This is a genomic window from Streptomyces sp. NPDC003011, assembly GCF_053591515.1.
Window position 1 is genome coordinate 1 of record NZ_JBSFTY010000130.1, and the last position, 17,387, is coordinate 17,387.

The window sequence follows — 17,387 nt, forward strand, 5'->3', positions numbered from 1 at the left end:
CCAGCCCTCGGTCCGACAAGGACGCGTCCACGAGCATGCCGGCCACACGCCAGTCCATCCTCGTCTGCGTGATGCCCGGCGTCGCCGCCGGTGCCGGTGCCGGTGCCGGTGCGTAGCCGGTCGGCCGGGCGGTGAACGTGCCCCGGCCCTGCGTGCGGCTGCGCAACCGGGTCGCGTAGCCGAAGAGTTCGGCCAGCGGCACGGTCGCGGTGACCACCGCCGCGCCCGCCCGCGTGGCCGAGCCGGAGACCCGGCCACGGCGGGCGGCGAGGTCGCCGAGGACGGTGCCGACGGCGTCCTCGGGGACGGTGACCGTGACCTCGGCGACCGGTTCGAGCAGAGCCATCGCCGAGGCGCGCAGGGCTTCCCGGAGGGCGATCCGGCCCGCGGTGCGGAACGCCGTGTCCGAGGAGTCCTTCACGTGGGTCGCCCCGTCGGTGAGGGTGACCCGCAGCCCGGTCACCGGGTGCCCGCCGAGCGGGCCCTCGGCGAGGGCGTCCTGGCAGCCGGCCTCGACCGCGCGGACGTACTCGCGCGGCACGCGCCCGCCGGCAACGGTCGAGCGGAACTCGAAGCCGGTGGCCGACTCCGGCGGCCGTGGCGACTCCAGTGGCTCCACGTCGAGGACGACCTGCGCGAACTGCCCCGCCCCGCCGTCCTGTTTGACATGCCGGTGGACGAATCCGGACACGCCCCGGGCGACCGTCTCGCGGTAGGCCACGCCGGGCCGGCCGACGGCGACCTCCAGCCCGTGGTCACGCCGGACCTTCTCCACCGCGACCTCCAGGTGCAGTTCACCCATGCCGGACAGCAGCGTCTGCCCGGTCTCCGGGTCGGAGCGGACCACCAGCGAGGGGTCCTCCTCGGCCAGCCGCGCGAGCGCCCTCGCCAGCCCGTCTGTGTCGACGGACCGACGCGCCTCGACGGCCACCGAGACGACCGGGTCGGCCACGCCCGGCGGTTCCAGGACCAGCGGGGCGTCCGGCGCGCACAGGGTCGAACCGGCCCGGGCGGACTTCAGCCCGACCACGGCGACGATGTCCCCGGCGACCGCCCGGTCCACCTGGGCGTGCCGGTCGGCCCGCACCTGGAGGATCCGCCCGATGCGCTCCGTGCGCCGCGTGCCCGCGTCCCTCACCGTGTCCCCCTTTCCGATCGTTCCCGAGTACACCCGCAGGTAGGTCAGCCGTCCCGTCGGGGTGGCGTTCACCTTGAACGCCAGTGCCGCGAACGGCGCGTGCGGATCCGCGGCCCGCTCCTGCTCGGTTCCCTCGTACGTGCCGCGTACGGCGGGCACGTCGAGCGGGGACGGCAGGTACGCCACGACTGCGTCGAGCAGCGGCTCGATCCCCCGGTTGCGGTAGGCCGAGCCGCACAGCACGACCACGCCGTCACCGCTGCGGGTGAGGTCGCGGAGAGCGCCGACGAGGGTGCGGGTGCCGAGTCTCAGCGCGGGGGGCGTGCGTGGGTTGGGCATGCGTAGATTGGGCGTGCGTGCGTTGGGCGTCTGCGTGTCGGTCGCCTGCGCGTCGACCGTCGACTGTGTACAGAATTCCTCCAGTGCGCCCGGGTGGAGTTCGGCCACGGCCTCCTCCAGCAGTCGGCGGCGTCGTAGCGCCTCCTCGCGCAGGTGGTCCGGGACGGGACCCTCGTGAACCGTTGCGCCGTCGTCGTCCCACGTCAGTGCCCGCATCCGCAGGAGGTCGACGACGCCGGTGAACCCGTCCTCCTGGCCGATGGGCATCTGGACGACCAGCGGGGCCGGATGCAGCCGGTCCCGGATGGACGCCACGGCCGTGTCGAGGTCGGCGCCCGCGCGGTCCAGCTTGTTGACGAACGCGATCCTCGGCACGCCGTACCGGTCGGCCTGCCGCCAGACCGACTCGCTCTGCGGTTCCACGCCCGCGACGGCGTCGAACACCGCGACCGCGCCGTCCAGGACGCGCAGGGAGCGCTCCACCTCGTCGGCGAAGTCGACGTGTCCCGGGGTGTCGATCAGGTTGATCCGGTGACCGTCCCAGGCGCAGCTCACGGCCGCGGCGAAGATCGTGATGCCGCGATCGCGCTCCTGCGGGTCGAAGTCGGTGACGGTGGTGCCGTCGTGGACCTCACCGCGCTTGTGGGTGGTACCGGTGGCGTACAGGATCCGCTCGGTGACGGTCGTCTTGCCGGCGTCGACGTGGGCGAGGATGCCGAGGTTGCGGACGGCGTCGAGGGAGTTGAGGGCGTTGAGGGCGTTGAGGTTCGTGCGCACGGCCCAGGGCCTTTCGGACGAGGTGGGACAGGGCGACGCGATTCCCCGGACGGACTGCTGGGCCTGACGAGACGTCAGCACCCCGCGTCGGCAGGGGTGTCGAGGTACGGGTCAGACGGTCGTCACGGGCATCCGGTACCGGCCGCGCAGCGGGCACCGGCCGGACGGAGACACGAGGATCACCTCGTACAGCGACCGGGGAACGACGACAGCGATGCGGTGACGCACGGCCGGTCTCCCCTCGTTGGTCCGCCTTGTCCGCACACACGCGGCCCGTGTGCCGGGCGGCGCGTGATCCGTGGTGAGTGTAGGGAACAGGCCGGGGACGCGGCACACCATTTTCCGGGCCCACGCCCGGAGCCGGGTGATCGGGTGACCGGCCCCCGGTCGATGCGGTTGCGTACACCTCCCCGCGCGGACAGTGTCGGGCGGGTGCGTCGGTGCGCGGCCGAGGAGGCCGTTTCTCAGGCGAGCTTCTTGAGCAGCTCGGCGGCGAGGGGGCCGGAGGAGGCGGGGTTCTGCCCGGTGACGACGTTGCGGTCGACCTCGACGTGCGGGGCCCACGGCTCACCGGCCCGGACCTTCAGCCCCGCCTCGGTCAGCCGGTCCTCCAGCAGCCACGTCGCCTTCTCCGCGGTGCCGGCCAGCTGCTCCTCGGTGTTGGTGAACGCGGTGATCCGGTAGCCGGCGTACGCGTGGGACCCGTCCGCCTTCACGGCCGCCAGCAGCGCGGCCGGACCGTGACACACCACGCCGACCGGCAGTCCCCGCTCGACCGCGTCGGCGAGGAGGCGGCCGGAGTCGGGGTCGACCGCCAGGTCCTCCATCGGGCCGTGGCCACCGGGCACGTACACGGCGTCGTAGTCGTCCAGCCGTACGTCGGCCAGCACCAGGGGACGCGTGAACTCGGCGGCCGTCTCCACCGCCCGCTTCACCCGCGCGGCCTGCTCGGCGCCGCCGTTGGCCTCGGGGGCCAGGCTGGCCGGGTCGACCGGCGGGAGAACGCCGCCCGGCGTGGCCACCGTGACCTCGTGGCCCGCGGCCTTGAACGCCTCCAGCGGCACGACCGCCTCCTCGGCCCAGAAGCCGGTGCGGTGCCGGGTGCCCTCGGCCAGCGTCCACTGGTCGGCGCCGGTCATCACGAACAGGATCTTCGCCATGGGTGTCTCTCCTCGGGGTGATGGGGATGGTCGCCGCCGGGGCCGGGTCGTCGTCGGTCCGGCTCTCGGCGGCGACCTCGACCGTAGATCCACCAGTCATCGGAAATCCAATAGAGAAGCCGATCGCGGTCATAGGCTTTCCGGTGGGGGTCCGGAAGGGCGGGCCCTATGCTGGCGGACGTGAACAACGCGTCCCTGGAGGTGAGCGGCGGCCTCGCGGCCCGTGGCGGGCAGGTGCCCGCGCAGGTCGACTTGAACCTGCTGCGTACGTTCCTGGCGGTCTACCGTTCCGGCTCCTTCACCGCCGCCGCGCCGCTGCTGCGGCTGTCCCAGCCGACCGTGACGACGCATATCCGGGCGCTGGAGCAGCAGACGGGTCGGGTGCTGTTCACCCGGTCCCCGCGCGGCGCGGAACCCACCCACCACGCGCACGAACTGGCCGACCACCTCGCCGGCCCGCTCGACGCCCTCGCCGCCCTGGGAGGAGGGGGCACGGGCCCCGCCGCCCGGACCGTGCCGGTGCACCTCGCGGGCCCCGCGGAACTGCTGTGCACCCGGGCGCTGCCCGCGCTGGCCCCGCTGGTGGCGGACGGCGTGCTGCTGCGGGTGACGCCGGGGCTGACCGATCCGCTCCTCGACGACCTGCGGGCGGGCCGCCACGATCTCGTGATCTCCACCCGCCGCACCCGCGGCCGGACCCTGCCCTCCGTCCCGCTGGCGGACGAGGAGTTCGTCCTGGTCGCAGCCCCGGTGTGGGCCCGGCGCACCGAGGAGCGCCGCACCGCCGACGGTCCCTGCGCGGCGGTGCGGGACGTGCCCCTCGTGGCCTACGCCGAGGATCTCCCGATCGCCCGCCGCTACTGGCGCACCGTCTTCGGCAAACGGCTCACCGCCCAGGCCGCGGTGATCGTCCCGGACCTGCGCGGCGTCCTCGCCGCCGTCCTGGCGGGCGCCGGCTACAGCGTGCTGCCGCGCTATCTGTGCCAGGAGGACCTCACCGCCGGCCGGCTGGTCCTGCTCGACGCCCCGGCCGAACCGCCGGTCAACACCGCGTACCTCGTCGAGCGCCCGGGCGCCACCGCCAACCCGGACGTCGCCCGGGTCCGCGACCACCTCCGGCGGGCCGCCCGTACCTGGTGAGGAGAAACGGCCGTACCGGACGAGTCCCGCCTGACCGACTAAACCGGGCGAATCGGGAGGGCCGGGGTTCCGCCGCTGACCGCACGACCTGGTTGCGCCCGCGCCCGCGGGTGCGGGCGCAGGTGCGGGTGCGGGTGCGGGTGCGGGTGTGCGACGGTGGTCTCCGCCCGTCGCCGACGGGTGACGCGGTCGTTGGCCGCCGGAAAACGCCGAATGCGGGCCGAGCTTCCGCTCGACCCGCACCGGTGCCATGTCATCTGTGTCCGAGGGGGGACTTGAACCCCCACGCCCGTTAAAGGGCACTAGCACCTCAAGCTAGCGCGTCTGCCATTCCGCCACCCGGACGAGGTGTCCGCCGCCGTGCCGGGCTGAGCCCCGCGGCGACACGAACAACAATACCAAGCTTTCGGAGCGCCCTTCACCTGCGTTTCCGTCGCCGGAGCACCGATCCCGGACCATCACACCGAGGACCCCGAGGTCTCACGATGAGCGACTGAATCGTGACGGAGGCACGCCCGCGCAGGCCGTCCCGGTCGGCGACGCGGGTCCGCCGGACGCGGACGAGTACGGCGGGGCGCGGATCAGTACGGCGGGGCGCGGATCAATCAGTGCGGCAGCGTGAGGAAGCGGCGCGCCCGCTCGGCTGCCGCCTCCGGCGCCCCTCGCCGTCGCCGGCGCGTGCTCGACGACGGTCCGGCGGCCGTGCTCCGGGGCGCATCCGGCCCGCGGCACCAGGTCATGGGCCCCGCCCCTTCGACGAGCGGCACCATGGTCGTGCGATCGACACCGCTGCGGACCGCCGCCTCGGCGGGCGCCGACGGCTCACCACCGGCGGGCACCGCCGAGGCGAGCAGCACCGCCCGCACGGCCCCTACGGTCTCCGCCGCCCCCACGCCCGCATGCGATCGTCCGCCCATGAGGTGCCGGACGCGTCGCCGCACCGACGCACAGGTCACCGAGGACAGACGGCCCGCGCGCACGTTCCGTGCCGTGCGGCGACGCCCCCGCCGCTCACGGCATGAGGTGGTAGTCCGGGAAGTTCCCGGGCAGCCGCTCCCCTTCCGGCCCCTGCGTGACCGCGCGCACGAGCAGTTCGCCGCCGACGAACGCGCCGCGCCAGGAGGCCCCGAACCCGCCGAACAGTTCGTCGCGGTCGCCCCGGGAGCGCGGTGCGCCGTGGCCGACCTTGAACGCGCGGATCTGCGGCGCCAGCCGGTCGAACGTCGCCCGGTCGTCCGTGGACAGCGTGGCCACCAGCGCCCCGTTGGACGCGTTCATGGCGGCCAGCAGCTCCGCCTCGGTGTCGACCAGGACGATGGTGTCGACCGGGCCGAACGGTTCCGCGTGGTGCAGCGGAGAGGACCGTGGCGGGTTCAGGAGCGTGACCGGCTGGACGTACGCCGACGTGTCCTGGCCCGGCAGAAACCGGGCGTCGGCCGGCCGGCCCCGGTGCAGCGGGACGGCGCCGCGCTCCACCGCCTCGGCGACCTGGTCGGACAGCTCCTTGGCCTTGGCCGCGTTGATCACCGGCCCGAAGTCCAGCCGCGGATACGGGTCCTCGGGCCGCTCGACCGCGAGCGGGTGGCCGACCCGGAGGGTGCGGACCGCCGGGAGGTAGGCGGCCAGGAACTCGTCGAACAGCTGCCGCTGGACGACGAAGCGCGGGTAGGCCGTGCACCGCTGCTTGCCGTAGTCGAAGAGCTTGGGCACGACCGCGGTGAACGCGTCCCAGTCCGTGTGGTTCCAGATGCCCCAGGTGTTGAGTCCTTCCTGTTCGAGTATGTGCCGCTTGCCGAGGTCGGCGACGGCCGTGGCCACCGCGGCACCGGTGTCGCGGCCGCCGACGAAGGAGACGCAGCCGATCTCGGGCGCCCGCACCAGCGCCTCGGACAGCTCGCCTCCGCTGCCGCTCACCAGGGTGACGGGAATCCCCTCGCGGGCGGCGAGCGCACAAGCCAGCGTCAGACAGGCGACACCGCCGTCGGTCGGGGTCTTGGCGATGACCGCGTTGCCTGCCAATGCCTGTACCAGTACCGCGTGAACGAGCACGCTCATCGGGTAGTTCCAGCTCGCGATGTTGGACACCGGGCCGTCCAGCGGGGTCCGTCCGGCCAGCATGGGGTCGATCCCGTCGACGTACCAGCGCACCCCGTCGACGGCCCGGTCGACGTCCGCCTGCGCGAGCCGCCAGGGCTTGCCGATCTCCCAGACGAGGAGCAGGGCGAGCAGTTCACGGTGTTCGGTGAGGGCGTCGAGGGCGGCGGCGACGCGGGCGCGGCGCTCGTCCAGGGGGAGGTGCCGCCAGGCGCGGTGCTGGTCGAGCGAGGCGCGGACGGCCTGGTGGGCGGTGGTCCCGTCCAGGCGTGGCGGCCCGGCGATCGGGCTGCCGTCGACGGGACTGGTGGCGGGCAGCGCCCGGCCGTCGGCCCGCCAGGCGGAGCCCCAGAGATTGAGCGGGCGGTCGTCCCGGAAGGCTTCGGGGGCGACGGTGAGGCAGCGCTCCCAGGCGTCGGCCCAGGACGTGCCGGACTTGAGGGTGAGAGGGGGGAGTTGTGTGTCGGCATGGGTGTTCGGGGCGAGAGTGGGTGCCATCGTTCTGCTCCGCTCACGGTGCACGGTCGGGGGCGGGGGTGCGTGGCGCGTCGCGCGCACGGCTCGGGCGGGGCGCGGACATCGTGGGGAGGACGGTAGTGACGTCGGCTGGTGCGGGACAGCCACCCCACGTCAACTCTGGGTGGTGTCACGCTCCGTATCCAGTCGGGCGAGCACCAGGCGGGCCGTCTCGGTCGGCGTGTCGCCGACGGTGACGCCGGCCGCTTCCAGCGCCTCCTTCTTGGCCCGTGCGGTGCCCGACGAGCCGGACACGATCGCGCCCGCGTGCCCCATGGTCCTGCCCTCGGGCGCGGTGAAGCCGGCGATGTAGGCGACGACGGGTTTGCTGACGTGCGCGCGGATGTACGCGGCGGCGCGTTCCTCGGCGTCGCCGCCGATCTCCCCGATGAGGACGACGAGTTCGGTGTCCGGGTCGTCCTGGAAGGCGGCGAGGCAGTCGATGTGGCTGGTGCCGACGACCGGGTCGCCGCCGATGCCGACGCACGTCGAGAAGCCGATGTCGCGCAGTTCGTACATGAGTTGGTAGGTGAGGGTGCCGGACTTGGACACCAGGCCGATACGGCCGGGCTTGGTGATGTCGGCGGGGATGATGCCCGCGTTGGACTGGCCGGGGGTGATCAGGCCCGGGCAGTTGGGGCCGATGATCCGGCTGCCCTTGCGCCGCGCGTACGCGGTGAAGGCGACGGCGTCGTGGACCGGGATGCCCTCGGTGATCACGACCGCGAGTCCGATGCCGGCGTCGGCGGCCTCGACGACGGCCGCCCGGGCGAACGCGGGCGGCACGAAGACGACGGTGACATCGGCTCCGGTCGACCGCATACCGTCGACGACGGACCCGAAGACGGGGACGGCGCGGTCGTCGAAGTCGACGGTGCGGCCCGCCTTGCGGGGGTTGACGCCGCCGACGACGTTCGTGCCGGCCGCGAGCATCCGCCGGGTGTGCTTCATGCCCTCGGCGCCGGTCATGCCCTGGACGAGGACCTTGCTCTCCTGGGTGAGGTAGATCGCCATGTCGTCCCGTCTCCTCAGGCCGCGGTGGTGGCGAGCAGGGCGGCACGGCGGGCTGCGCCGTCCATGGTGGTGGCCTGTTCGACCAGCGGGTGGGCGCGTTCGTCGAGGACGGCGCGGCCGCGGGCCGCGTTGTTGCCGTCGAGGCGCACGACGAGCGGCCTGGTCAGCCGGACGCTCTCCAGGGCCCGCACGATGCCGTCGGCGACCGCGTCGCAGGCGGTGATCCCGCCGAAGACGTTGACGAAGACGGACTTCACGGCCGGGTCGGAGAGGATGACGGACAGTCCGTCGGCCATGGTCTGCGCGGAGGCTCCGCCGCCGATGTCGAGGAAGTTCGCGGGGCGGGCGCCGCAGCCGGCGACCACGTCGAGGGTCGACATGACGAGGCCGGCGCCGTTGCCGATGATGCCGACCTCGCCGTCGAGCCTGACGTAGTTGAGGCCCTTCGCGGTGGCCGCCGCCTCCAGCGGATCCTCGTGCGACGTGTGCTCGTCTCCCCAACGGGCTTGCCGGAAGCGGGCGTTGTCGTCGAGGGTGACCTTGCCGTCGAGGGCGAGGAGCTGCCCCTGCCGGGTGCGCACGAGCGGGTTGACCTCGACCAGGACGGCGTCCTCGCGGACCAGCACCTCCCACAGCCGCACGAGGACGTCGACGGTCCGCGGCGGCAGCCCGGCGGCCTCGGCGATCTCGGCCGCCTTCGCGGAGGTGACGCCTTGTGCCGGGTCGATGTGGACCCGGGCCACCGCCTCCGGTCGCCGGACGGCGACCTCCTCGATGTCCATGCCGCCCTCGGCGGAGGCGATCGCGAGGAAGCGGCCGGCCGCGCGGTCGAGGACGTAGGAGACGTAGAACTCGGTCTCGATGTCCACGGGCTGCGCGAGCATGACCGTGCCGACCGTGTGGCCCTTGATGTCCATGCCGAGGATCTGCCGTGCCGTGAGCTCGGCGGCGGCCGGGTCCGCGGCCAGCCTGACGCCCCCCGCCTTGCCCCGCCCACCGGTCTTCACCTGGGCTTTCACCACGACCCGTCCGCCCAGCCGACGGGCGATATCGCGCGCCTTCTTGGGTGAGTCGGTGACCTCCGCCCTCGGCACCACGATGCCGTGTTCCTCGAAGAGTTCCCTTGCCTGGTGCTCGTACAGGTCCATTCCGGCTCCTGACTGAAAGTGCCGCACGCCCCCTGGACACCACCCACCGGATGCGGGATAACAAGCTTCATACAGTATTCGTCGACTGTATGCAATGTACCGCGAGAGCGTTCCCACCCCCTACGAAGGGACAGGACTCCGCCATGCCCGACGACACCCAGGACGTCATTTCCGGTGGTCATCTCGTTGCCAAGGCGCTGAAGGCCGAGGGAGTCGACCGCATCTACACCCTGTGCGGCGGCCACATCATCGACATCTACGACGGCTGCGTCGACGAGGGCATAGAAGTCGTCGACGTCCGGCACGAACAGGTCGCCGCCCACGCCGCAGACGGCTACGCGCGCATCACCGGCAAGCCCGGCTGCGCGGTCGTCACCGCGGGTCCCGGTACGACCGACGCCGTCACCGGTGTCGCCAACGCCTTCCGCGCGGAGTCCCCCATGCTGCTGATCGGCGGTCAGGGCGCCCTCGCCCAGCACAAGATGGGGTCCCTGCAGGACCTCCCGCACGTCGACATGATGACCCCGATCACCAAGTTCGCGGCGACCGTGCCGGACACTGCCCGGGTGGCGGACATGGTGTCGATGGCCTTCCGCGAGTGCTACCACGGCGCGCCCGGACCCTCGTTCCTGGAGATCCCGCGCGACGTCCTCGACGCCAAGGTGCCCCTCGCGAAGGCGCGGGTGCCGCAGCCCGGCGCCTACCGTGCCTCGACCCGGTCGGCCGGCGACCCGGAGGCCGTCGAGAAACTCGCCGACCTGCTGGTACACGCGGAGAAGCCGGCGATCCTGCTCGGCAGCCAGGTGTGGACGACCCGGGGCACCGAGGCGGCCATCGAGCTCGTACGGACCCTCAACATTCCCGCGTACATGAACGGCGCCGGCCGCGGCACCCTGCCGCCCGGCGACCCGCACCACTTCCAGCTGTCGCGCCGGTACGCGTTCTCCCACGCCGACGTCATCGTCATCGTCGGCACGCCCTTCGACTTCCGCATGGGCTACGGCAAGCGGCTCTCCCCGGACGCGACCGTCGTGCAGATCGACCTCGACTACCGGACCGTCGGCAAGAACCGGGACATCGACCTGGGGATCGTCGGCGATGCCGGGCTGGTGCTGAAGTCGGTGACCGAGGCGGCCTCCGGGCGCGTCAACGGGGGCGCGTCGAAGCGCAAGGAGTGGCTCGACGAGCTGCGCGCCGCCGAGCAGACGGCGATCGAGAAGCGGCTGCCGAGCCTCACCTCGGACGCCTCCCCGATCCATCCGTACCGGCTGGTCAGCGAGATCAACGACTTCCTCACCGAGGACTCCGTCTACATCGGCGACGGCGGCGACATCGTCACCTTCTCCGGGCAGGTGGTGCAGCCCAAATCGCCCGGGCACTGGATGGACCCGGGCCCGCTCGGCACCCTCGGCGTCGGCATCCCCTTCGTGCTCGCCGCCAAGCAGGCGCGGCCCGACAAGGAGGTCGTCGCCCTCTTCGGTGACGGCGCCTTCTCCCTCACCGGCTGGGACTTCGAGACCCTCGTCCGCTACGACCTCCCCTTCGTCGGCATCGTCGGCAACAACTCCTCCATGAACCAGATCCGTTACGGCCAGGCCGCCAAGTACGGCGTGGAGCGCGAGCGGGTCGGCAACACCCTCGGCGACGTCCGCTACGACAAGTTCGCCCAGATGTTGGGCGGTCACGGCGAGGAGGTGCGCGACCCCGCCGACATCGGCCCCGCGCTCCGGCGCGCCCGCGAGTCGGGCAAGCCGTCGCTGATCAACGTCTGGGTCGACCCGGACGCGTACGCCCCCGGAACCATGAACCAGACGATGTACAAGTGAGGTGTCCCCGATGACCGGTACGTCCGCCAAGGCACTCGAAGGCATCCGCGTCCTGGACATGACGCACGTCCAGTCCGGGCCGTCCGCGACCCAACTCCTCGCGTGGCTCGGCGCGGACGTCGTGAAACTGGAGGCGCCGTCCGGGGACATCACGCGCAAGCAGCTGCGTGACCTCCCGGACGTCGACTCCCTCTACTTCACGATGCTCAACTGCAACAAGCGGAGCATCACCCTCAACACCAAGACCGAACGCGGCAAGGAGATCCTCACCGAGCTGATCCGGCGCTCCGACGTCATGGTCGAGAACTTCGGGCCGGGCGCGGTCGACCGCATGGGCTTCACCTGGGACCGCATCCAGGAGATCAATCCGCGGATCGTCTATGCCTCCATCAAGGGGTTCGGGGACGGCCCGTACACCAACTTCAAGGCGTACGAGGTCGTCGCTCAGGCCATGGGCGGATCGATGGCGACCACCGGTTTCGAGGACGGGCCGCCGCTGGCGACGGGGGCCCAGATCGGGGACTCGGGCACGGGCGTCCACGCCGTGGCGGGGATTCTCGCGGCGCTGTACCAGCGGGAGAACACCGGGCGCGGCCAGCGGGTCAATGTGGCCATGCAGCACGCTGTGCTCAACCTCTGCCGGGTGAAGCTGCGCGACCAGCAGCGCCTGGCACACGGCCCGCTCGCTGAATATCCCAACGACGACTTCGGCGACGAGGTTCCCCGGTCCGGGAACGCGTCCGGCGGCGGCCAGCCCGGCTGGGCGGTCAGGTGCGCGCCGGGCGGCCCGAACGACTACGTGTACGTCATCGTGCAGCCGGTGGGCTGGCAGCCGCTCAGCGAGCTGATCGGCCGCCCGGAGCTGGCCGCCGACCCGGAGTGGGCGACGCCCGCGGCCCGGCTGCCCAAGCTGACCAAGATGTTCCAGCTGATCGAGGAGTGGTCCTCGACGCTCCCCAAGTGGGAGGTGCTGGAGAAGCTCAACGCGCGCAACATCCCGTGCGGGCCGATCCTGTCCACCAGGGAGATCATCGAGGACCGGTCGCTGGTCGCCAACGACATGGTCGTCACCGTGCCGCACCCCGAGCGGGGCGACTTCGTGACCGTGGGCAGTCCCCTCAAACTCTCCGACTCCCCCGTGGACGTGACCAGTTCACCGCTGCTGGGCGAGCACAACGAAGAGGTCTACGTCGGCGAGCTCGGTCTCGGCGACGAGGAACTGCGCCTGCTCAAGTCGAACGGAGTGATCTGACGTGATGGCCGAGGACCGCGCTCTGCGGGTGCGCACGCTGCTCGACTCCGTGCGCGCCGAGGGACGGACGGCGCTGACCGCGCCCGAGGGCAAGGTGATCGCCGACGCGTACGGGATCGCCGTACCCGGTGAGGAAGTGGCGGCCGACGTCGAGGAGGCGGTGGCGTACGCGGCGCGCTTCGGCGGACCGGTCGTGATGAAGATCGTCTCGCCGGACATCCTGCACAAGACCGACGCGGGCGGTGTGATCGTCGGCGTCGAGGGCGCGGCGGACGTACGGGCGGCGTTCCACACGATCGTCGAGAGTGCGCGGGCCTACGACGCGGACGCCCGCATCGAAGGCGTACAGGTCCAGGAGCTGCTGCCGAAGGGTCAGGAGGTCATCGTCGGCGCGGTGACGGATCCGACGTTCGGGAAGGTGGTGGCCTTCGGGCTGGGCGGGGTGCTGGTCGAGGTCTTCAAGGACGTCACCTTCCGGCTCGCGCCCGTGGACGCCGACGAGGCGCTGTCCATGCTGGACTCGATCCGGTCGGCGGAGATCCTGCGCGGGGTGCGGGGCGGGCCGGCGGTGGACCGGTGGGCGGTCGCCGAGCAGATCCGGCGGGTGTCCCAGCTCGTCGCGGACTTCCCGGAGATCGCGGAGGTGGACCTCAACCCGGTGATCGCGACGCCGGAGGCCGCCGTCGCCGCCGACATCCGGGTCATTCTCGCCGAGTCGCAGCCCACGCCCCGTCGGCGGTACTCGCGCGAGGAGATCCTCACCTCCATGCGCCGGCTGATGGAGCCGGGTTCGGTCGCCGTGATCGGTGCCTCCAACGAGCAGGGCAAGATCGGCAACTCGGTGATGCGCAACCTCGTCGACGGCGGCTTCGCCGGGGAGATCCATCCGGTGAACCCGAGGGCCGACGACATTCTCGGCCGCAAGGCGTACAAGAGTGTCACCGACGTTCCCGGTGAGGTGGATGTGGCGGTCTTCGCGATCCCCGCCAAGTTCGTGGCCTCGGCCCTGGAGGAGGTGGGACGCAAGGGGATCCCGAACGCCGTGCTGATCCCCTCCGGCTTCGCGGAGACCGGCGAGCACGCCCTGCAGGCGGAGATCGTGGCGATCGCCGAGCGGCACGGTGTCCGGCTGCTCGGGCCGAACATCTACGGCTACTACTCGACCTGGCACGGCCTGTGCGCCACGTTCTGCACGCCGTACGACGTCAAGGGCGGGGTGGCGCTGACCTCGCAGTCCGGTGGCATCGGGATGGCCGTCCTGGGCTTCGCCCGGAGCACGAAGACGGGTGTGTCGGCGATCGTCGGACTCGGCAACAAGTCGGACCTGGACGAGGACGACCTGCTGACCTGGTTCGCCGAGGACCCGCACACCGAGTGCGTGGCGATGCACCTGGAGGACCTCAAGGACGGACGGGCCTTCGTCGAGGCCGCGCGGGCGACCGTGCCCAGGAAGCCGGTGATCGTCCTGAAGGCGGGACGTACCGCGGCCGGCGCGCGGGCCGCCGGGTCGCACACCGGCGCTCTGGCCGGGGACGACGCCGTGTACGACGACATCCTGAAGCAGGCCGGTGTCATCAGGGCGCCCGGTCTGAACGACATGCTGGAGTACGCGCGCGGGCTGCCCGTGCTTCCCACCCCCCGGGGCGACAACATCGTGATCATCACGGGCGCCGGCGGCAGTGGCGTCCTGTTGTCGGACGCGGTCACGGACAACGGCCTCACCCTGATGGAGATCCCGCCGGATCTGGACGAGGCGTTCCGGGCGTTCATCCCGCCGTTCGGTGCCGCGGGCAATCCGGTGGACATCACCGGGGGCGAGCCGCCGTCGACGTACGAGGCGACGATCCGGCTGGGCCTCACGGACCCGCGCGTCCACGCGCTCGTCCTCGGCTACTGGCACACCATCGTCACTCCCCCGATGGTCTTCGCTGAGCTCACCGCGCGCGTGGTGGCCGAGTTCCGGGAGCGCGGCATCGACAAGCCCGTGGTGGCGTCGCTCGCGGGGGACGTCGAGGTCGAGGAGGCCTGCCAGTACCTCTACGAGCGCGGAGTCGTGGCGTACCCGTACACGACGGAGAAGCCGGTGGCGGTGCTCGGCGCGAAGTACCGCTGGGCGCGGGCGGCGGGCCTGTTGGGGGGCGGCTCATGAGGTGAGTGGACGCGGGGGCGGCCGACGGTGCGCGTCGGCCGCCCCCGGGACCCGTGCGCACACGAAAGGCATTTGGACAGGGGGCGCTGGCCAGAGCTTTCGACGCAAGGGGTGCGACACATGACAACCACCGACTTCTCGACGTCCGTTCCCTACAGGGAGGTGACGAACAACCACGGCCGGGTGTTCCGGATCGGCGAGACCGACCGGGACATCATGGGCCGGCCACGGTGGACCATGGTGCTCTTCCCGTGGATCGGCATGATGGGCATCAGTTCCTCGGAGTACGCGTTCACCTCCGCCGAGGACACCCTGCACGAGGCCCACCTGTGGGACAGCGGGCACATCTTCTGGCTGATGGGCGTCTGGGTGTTCTTCCAGGCCGCCGTCGCCTTCCCCGCCGGGCAACTGCGGGAGAGCGGCAGGCTTCCCGCGCGGTACGCGATGATGCTCGGCGCGGTGGGCACCGTCTGCGGTTACCTCTCGCTGGCGTTCGCGCCGCACGTGATCGTCGCCTACATCGGTTTCGGCATGTTCAGCGGCATCGGCGCCGGTCTCGTCTACGCGACCTGCGTGAACATGGTCGGCAAGTGGTATCCGGAGCGCAAGGGCGGCAAGACCGGCATGGTCAACGGCGGTTTCGCCTACGGCTCGGTGCCCTTCGTGTTCCTGTTCACCTCGTACATGGATCTGGGCAACTACGAGGTCGTCCTCGTGATGGTGGGCCTGATCTGCTGCTCCGTCGTGGCGTTCGCGGGGTGGTTCTTCAAGGACCCGCCGAAGAACTGGTGGCCGCCGCACGTCGACCCGCTCCGGCTCACGGACGACCCGAAGATCCGGCGGGCGCTGGAGAAGAACCCGCCGGCGGTCAAGCAGTACACCCCGAGGGAGGCCGCCCGCACGCCCGTCCTGTGGATGATGTGGTTCTGTCTGCTGTGCACGGCCGGCATCAACATCTTCGGCATCGCCTTCCAGGTGCCGTTCGGCAAGGACATGGGCTTCGCGGGCGGGATCGTGGCCACGGCGATGTCCCTGAAGGCGATCGTCAACGGCACGGGGCGCGGGGTGATCGGCTGGATCTCCGACAAGTTCGGGCGCCGCAACACGCTGGTCATCGTGTGCCTCGTGCTCGGCACCGCCCAGTTCGGCGTGCTGATCTCCGGACAGATGGGCAGCATGCCGTTCTTCCTGTTCTGCTCCATGGTCTCCGGGTTCGGCGGCGGCGCGATCTTCCCGCTGTTCGCGGCCATGACGGCGGACTACTTCGGGGAGAACAACAACGCCTCCAACTACGGCATGGTCTACAGCTCGAAGCTGATCTCGGGGCTCGTGGGTTCCGGTATGGGCGCGGTCGTGGTCAGCGTCTGGGGCTACGAAGGCGCGTTCGTCATAGCGGGCTGCGTGGGACTGGCCTCCGCGGTGCTGGCGCTCTTCCTGAACGCACCTGGCAGGCCGGCCAAGCCCCGGCGTGTCGAGCCCAACCCGCACCCGCTCGGCGAGGAGACGGCGTGACATGACGGCTGACCCCGTCGCACCGCACGACCCGGCACGATCCGGCGCCGCGAACCGTTCCTGCGGTGGAGTGGCCGCCGCGCACCGCCCCGTCCACCGTGTCGGCGGGAGGGGGCGGGACGTCCTCGGCCGCTCCCGCAAGCCGGCACCCTGACCGTTCGCTCGGTCACCGGCGCGTACGCGCCGGCCGACGGAGTGCCGGCGGTGACGGCGATGACGCCGTTGCCGCGGCAGCCGGGGCGGACACCCGGGGCCCTCACGGCTCCGGAACCTCAGCCCGCCGACCGACCCGTCGCGTGCGCGAGGAGGCCCTCCCCAGGGGCGGGGAGGGCCTCCTCGGCTGCCTGCCGGCCAGCTGTCAGCACTTCTCCCGCAACGAGTGCAGGTGGGCGCTCGAACGGCGTGCGAAGGTGAAGGACTCGGCCGGGTTGTCGTGTTCCGCCTGCCAGTGGTGGGCCAGGCGTTCGCCGTGCAGCCGGGTCACGGCGGAGATGAACCGCTGGTAGTCGATGTCGCCGTCGCCGACGTCGGTCATGCGGTAGCCGTACTGGTTCGCCGGGTCGCTCACCCCGTCCTTGACGTGGAAGAGCGGGTAGCGGTGGGGCTGCTTGAGCACGTAGTCGAGGGGCTCGAAGGGCGCGGGGGTGCCGTCGGGCCGTCTGGAGAAGCGGAACTGGCCCGAGTACGCCCAGTAGATGTCCATCTCCAGGTAGACGAGGTCGGGGTCGGTCTCCGCGAGCAGCACGTCGTAGAGGCGGATCTTGGGGTTGTCGGTGGCGAAGGAGAACTCCTCGGAGTGGTTGTGCTGGTAGAACTTCATGCCGCGTGCCTTCGCGGCCGCGCCGTAGGTGTTGAACTCCTCGGCCGCCCGCTTCCACGCGTCGACGGTGGAGCCGTAGCGGAACGGGCCGGCGGCGGTGCCGATGTGCTTGAGGCCGAGGGCCTGGGCGTCGTCGAGGACCTTGGTGAGGTTCTGGGCGAAGGTGTAGGCGTTGGGGTCGCTGGAGTAGTAGCCGACGTGGCTGCCGATCGGGTTCAGGTCGTGGTTCCGTGCCAGCCGCCTGAGCTGGGCGAGGGTGATCGGACCCGCCGAGCCCTGGGTGTATCCGGCGAACTCGACCTCGTCGTAGCCGTACTTCGCCAGTTCGGCGAAGACGGGCGCGAAGCCCAGCGTGGAGACCTTGTCGCGCAGGCTGTAGAGCTGGATGCCGAGCCGGCCGGGCGGCAGGACGGGACGGCCCCGGCCCCGGCCGCGGCCGGCGGCGGAGCGCGGCCCCCGGCCGCCCCCCGCCCCCCGCCCCCCACACCCCCCCCGCCCCCCC

13 protein-coding genes and 1 tRNA gene are annotated in these 17,387 nt (G+C 71.7%); 6 read left to right on the forward strand and 8 right to left on the reverse strand.

Features of this window, described 5'->3' with window-relative positions; all coding sequences use genetic code 11:
• Together ACWD0J_RS38630 and ACWD0J_RS38635 are read right to left on the reverse strand one after the other, a co-directional pair.
• Positions 1-2,254: elongation factor G (locus ACWD0J_RS38630; protein WP_451500548.1), on the reverse strand; the 2,254-nt coding region annotated here is incomplete at its 3' end.
• 464 nt (positions 2,255-2,718) lie between these two features.
• Entirely contained in the window at positions 2,719-3,414 is a 696-nt protein-coding gene (locus tag ACWD0J_RS38635) for a type 1 glutamine amidotransferase domain-containing protein (protein WP_451500549.1), read from the reverse strand.
• A 180-nt stretch (positions 3,415-3,594) separates the two neighbouring features.
• Between ACWD0J_RS38635 and ACWD0J_RS38640 the strand changes: the two genes are divergently transcribed.
• Complete coding sequence (locus tag ACWD0J_RS38640; protein ID WP_451500550.1) at positions 3,595-4,554, forward strand: LysR family transcriptional regulator; 960 nt, start codon at positions 3,595-3,597, stop codon at positions 4,552-4,554.
• 260 nt (positions 4,555-4,814) lie between these two features.
• On the opposite strand, the gene ACWD0J_RS38645 is transcribed toward ACWD0J_RS38640, so the two are convergent.
• From ACWD0J_RS38645 to sucC, 5 genes are all read right to left on the reverse strand, one after another.
• Positions 4,815-4,899, reverse strand: a tRNA-Leu gene (locus ACWD0J_RS38645).
• 260 nt (positions 4,900-5,159) lie between these two features.
• Positions 5,160-5,420, reverse strand: coding sequence for a hypothetical protein (locus ACWD0J_RS38650; RefSeq protein WP_451500551.1), 261 nt, complete (start codon positions 5,418-5,420; stop codon positions 5,160-5,162).
• A gap of 145 nt (positions 5,421-5,565) precedes the next feature.
• Complete coding sequence (locus ACWD0J_RS38655) at positions 5,566-7,146, reverse strand: aldehyde dehydrogenase family protein (RefSeq protein ID WP_451500552.1); 1,581 nt, start codon at positions 7,144-7,146, stop codon at positions 5,566-5,568.
• 132 nt (positions 7,147-7,278) lie between these two features.
• Positions 7,279-8,178, reverse strand: a complete 900-nt coding sequence (gene sucD / locus ACWD0J_RS38660; protein WP_451500553.1) for a succinate--CoA ligase subunit alpha — start codon at positions 8,176-8,178, stop codon at positions 7,279-7,281.
• A 14-nt stretch (positions 8,179-8,192) separates the two neighbouring features.
• Positions 8,193-9,326, reverse strand: a complete 1,134-nt coding sequence (gene sucC / locus ACWD0J_RS38665) for an ADP-forming succinate--CoA ligase subunit beta (protein WP_451500554.1) — start codon at positions 9,324-9,326, stop codon at positions 8,193-8,195.
• 143 nt (positions 9,327-9,469) lie between these two features.
• Between sucC and ACWD0J_RS38670 the strand changes: the two genes are divergently transcribed.
• From ACWD0J_RS38670 to ACWD0J_RS38690, 5 genes are all read left to right on the forward strand, one after another.
• Positions 9,470-11,152: a thiamine pyrophosphate-binding protein gene (locus ACWD0J_RS38670; RefSeq protein ID WP_451500555.1), complete on the forward strand. Its 1,683-nt coding sequence runs from the start codon at positions 9,470-9,472 to the stop codon at positions 11,150-11,152.
• Between the two features lie 10 nt (positions 11,153-11,162).
• Positions 11,163-12,404, forward strand: a complete 1,242-nt coding sequence (gene frc, locus ACWD0J_RS38675) for a formyl-CoA transferase (protein ID WP_451500556.1) — start codon at positions 11,163-11,165, stop codon at positions 12,402-12,404.
• Positions 12,405-12,408: 4 nt separating this feature from the next.
• Positions 12,409-14,553 carry an acetate--CoA ligase family protein gene (locus tag ACWD0J_RS38680; protein ID WP_451500557.1) on the forward strand — a complete coding sequence of 715 codons (2,145 nt, stop codon included), beginning with the start codon at positions 12,409-12,411 and terminating at the stop codon, positions 14,551-14,553.
• A gap of 120 nt (positions 14,554-14,673) precedes the next feature.
• The gene (locus tag ACWD0J_RS38685) at positions 14,674-16,065 is read left to right on the forward strand and encodes an OFA family MFS transporter (protein WP_451500558.1); all 1,392 of its coding nucleotides are present in this window, start codon (positions 14,674-14,676) and stop codon (positions 16,063-16,065) included.
• A gap of 1 nt (position 16,066) precedes the next feature.
• Positions 16,067-16,219: a hypothetical protein gene (locus ACWD0J_RS38690; protein WP_451500559.1), complete on the forward strand. Its 153-nt coding sequence runs from the start codon at positions 16,067-16,069 to the stop codon at positions 16,217-16,219.
• Positions 16,220-16,423: 204 nt separating this feature from the next.
• Here the strand turns inward: ACWD0J_RS38690 and ACWD0J_RS38695 are convergent.
• Positions 16,424-17,387 (reverse strand): sugar phosphate isomerase/epimerase family protein (locus ACWD0J_RS38695; protein ID WP_451500560.1); only part of this gene is annotated, 964 nt, incomplete at its 5' end.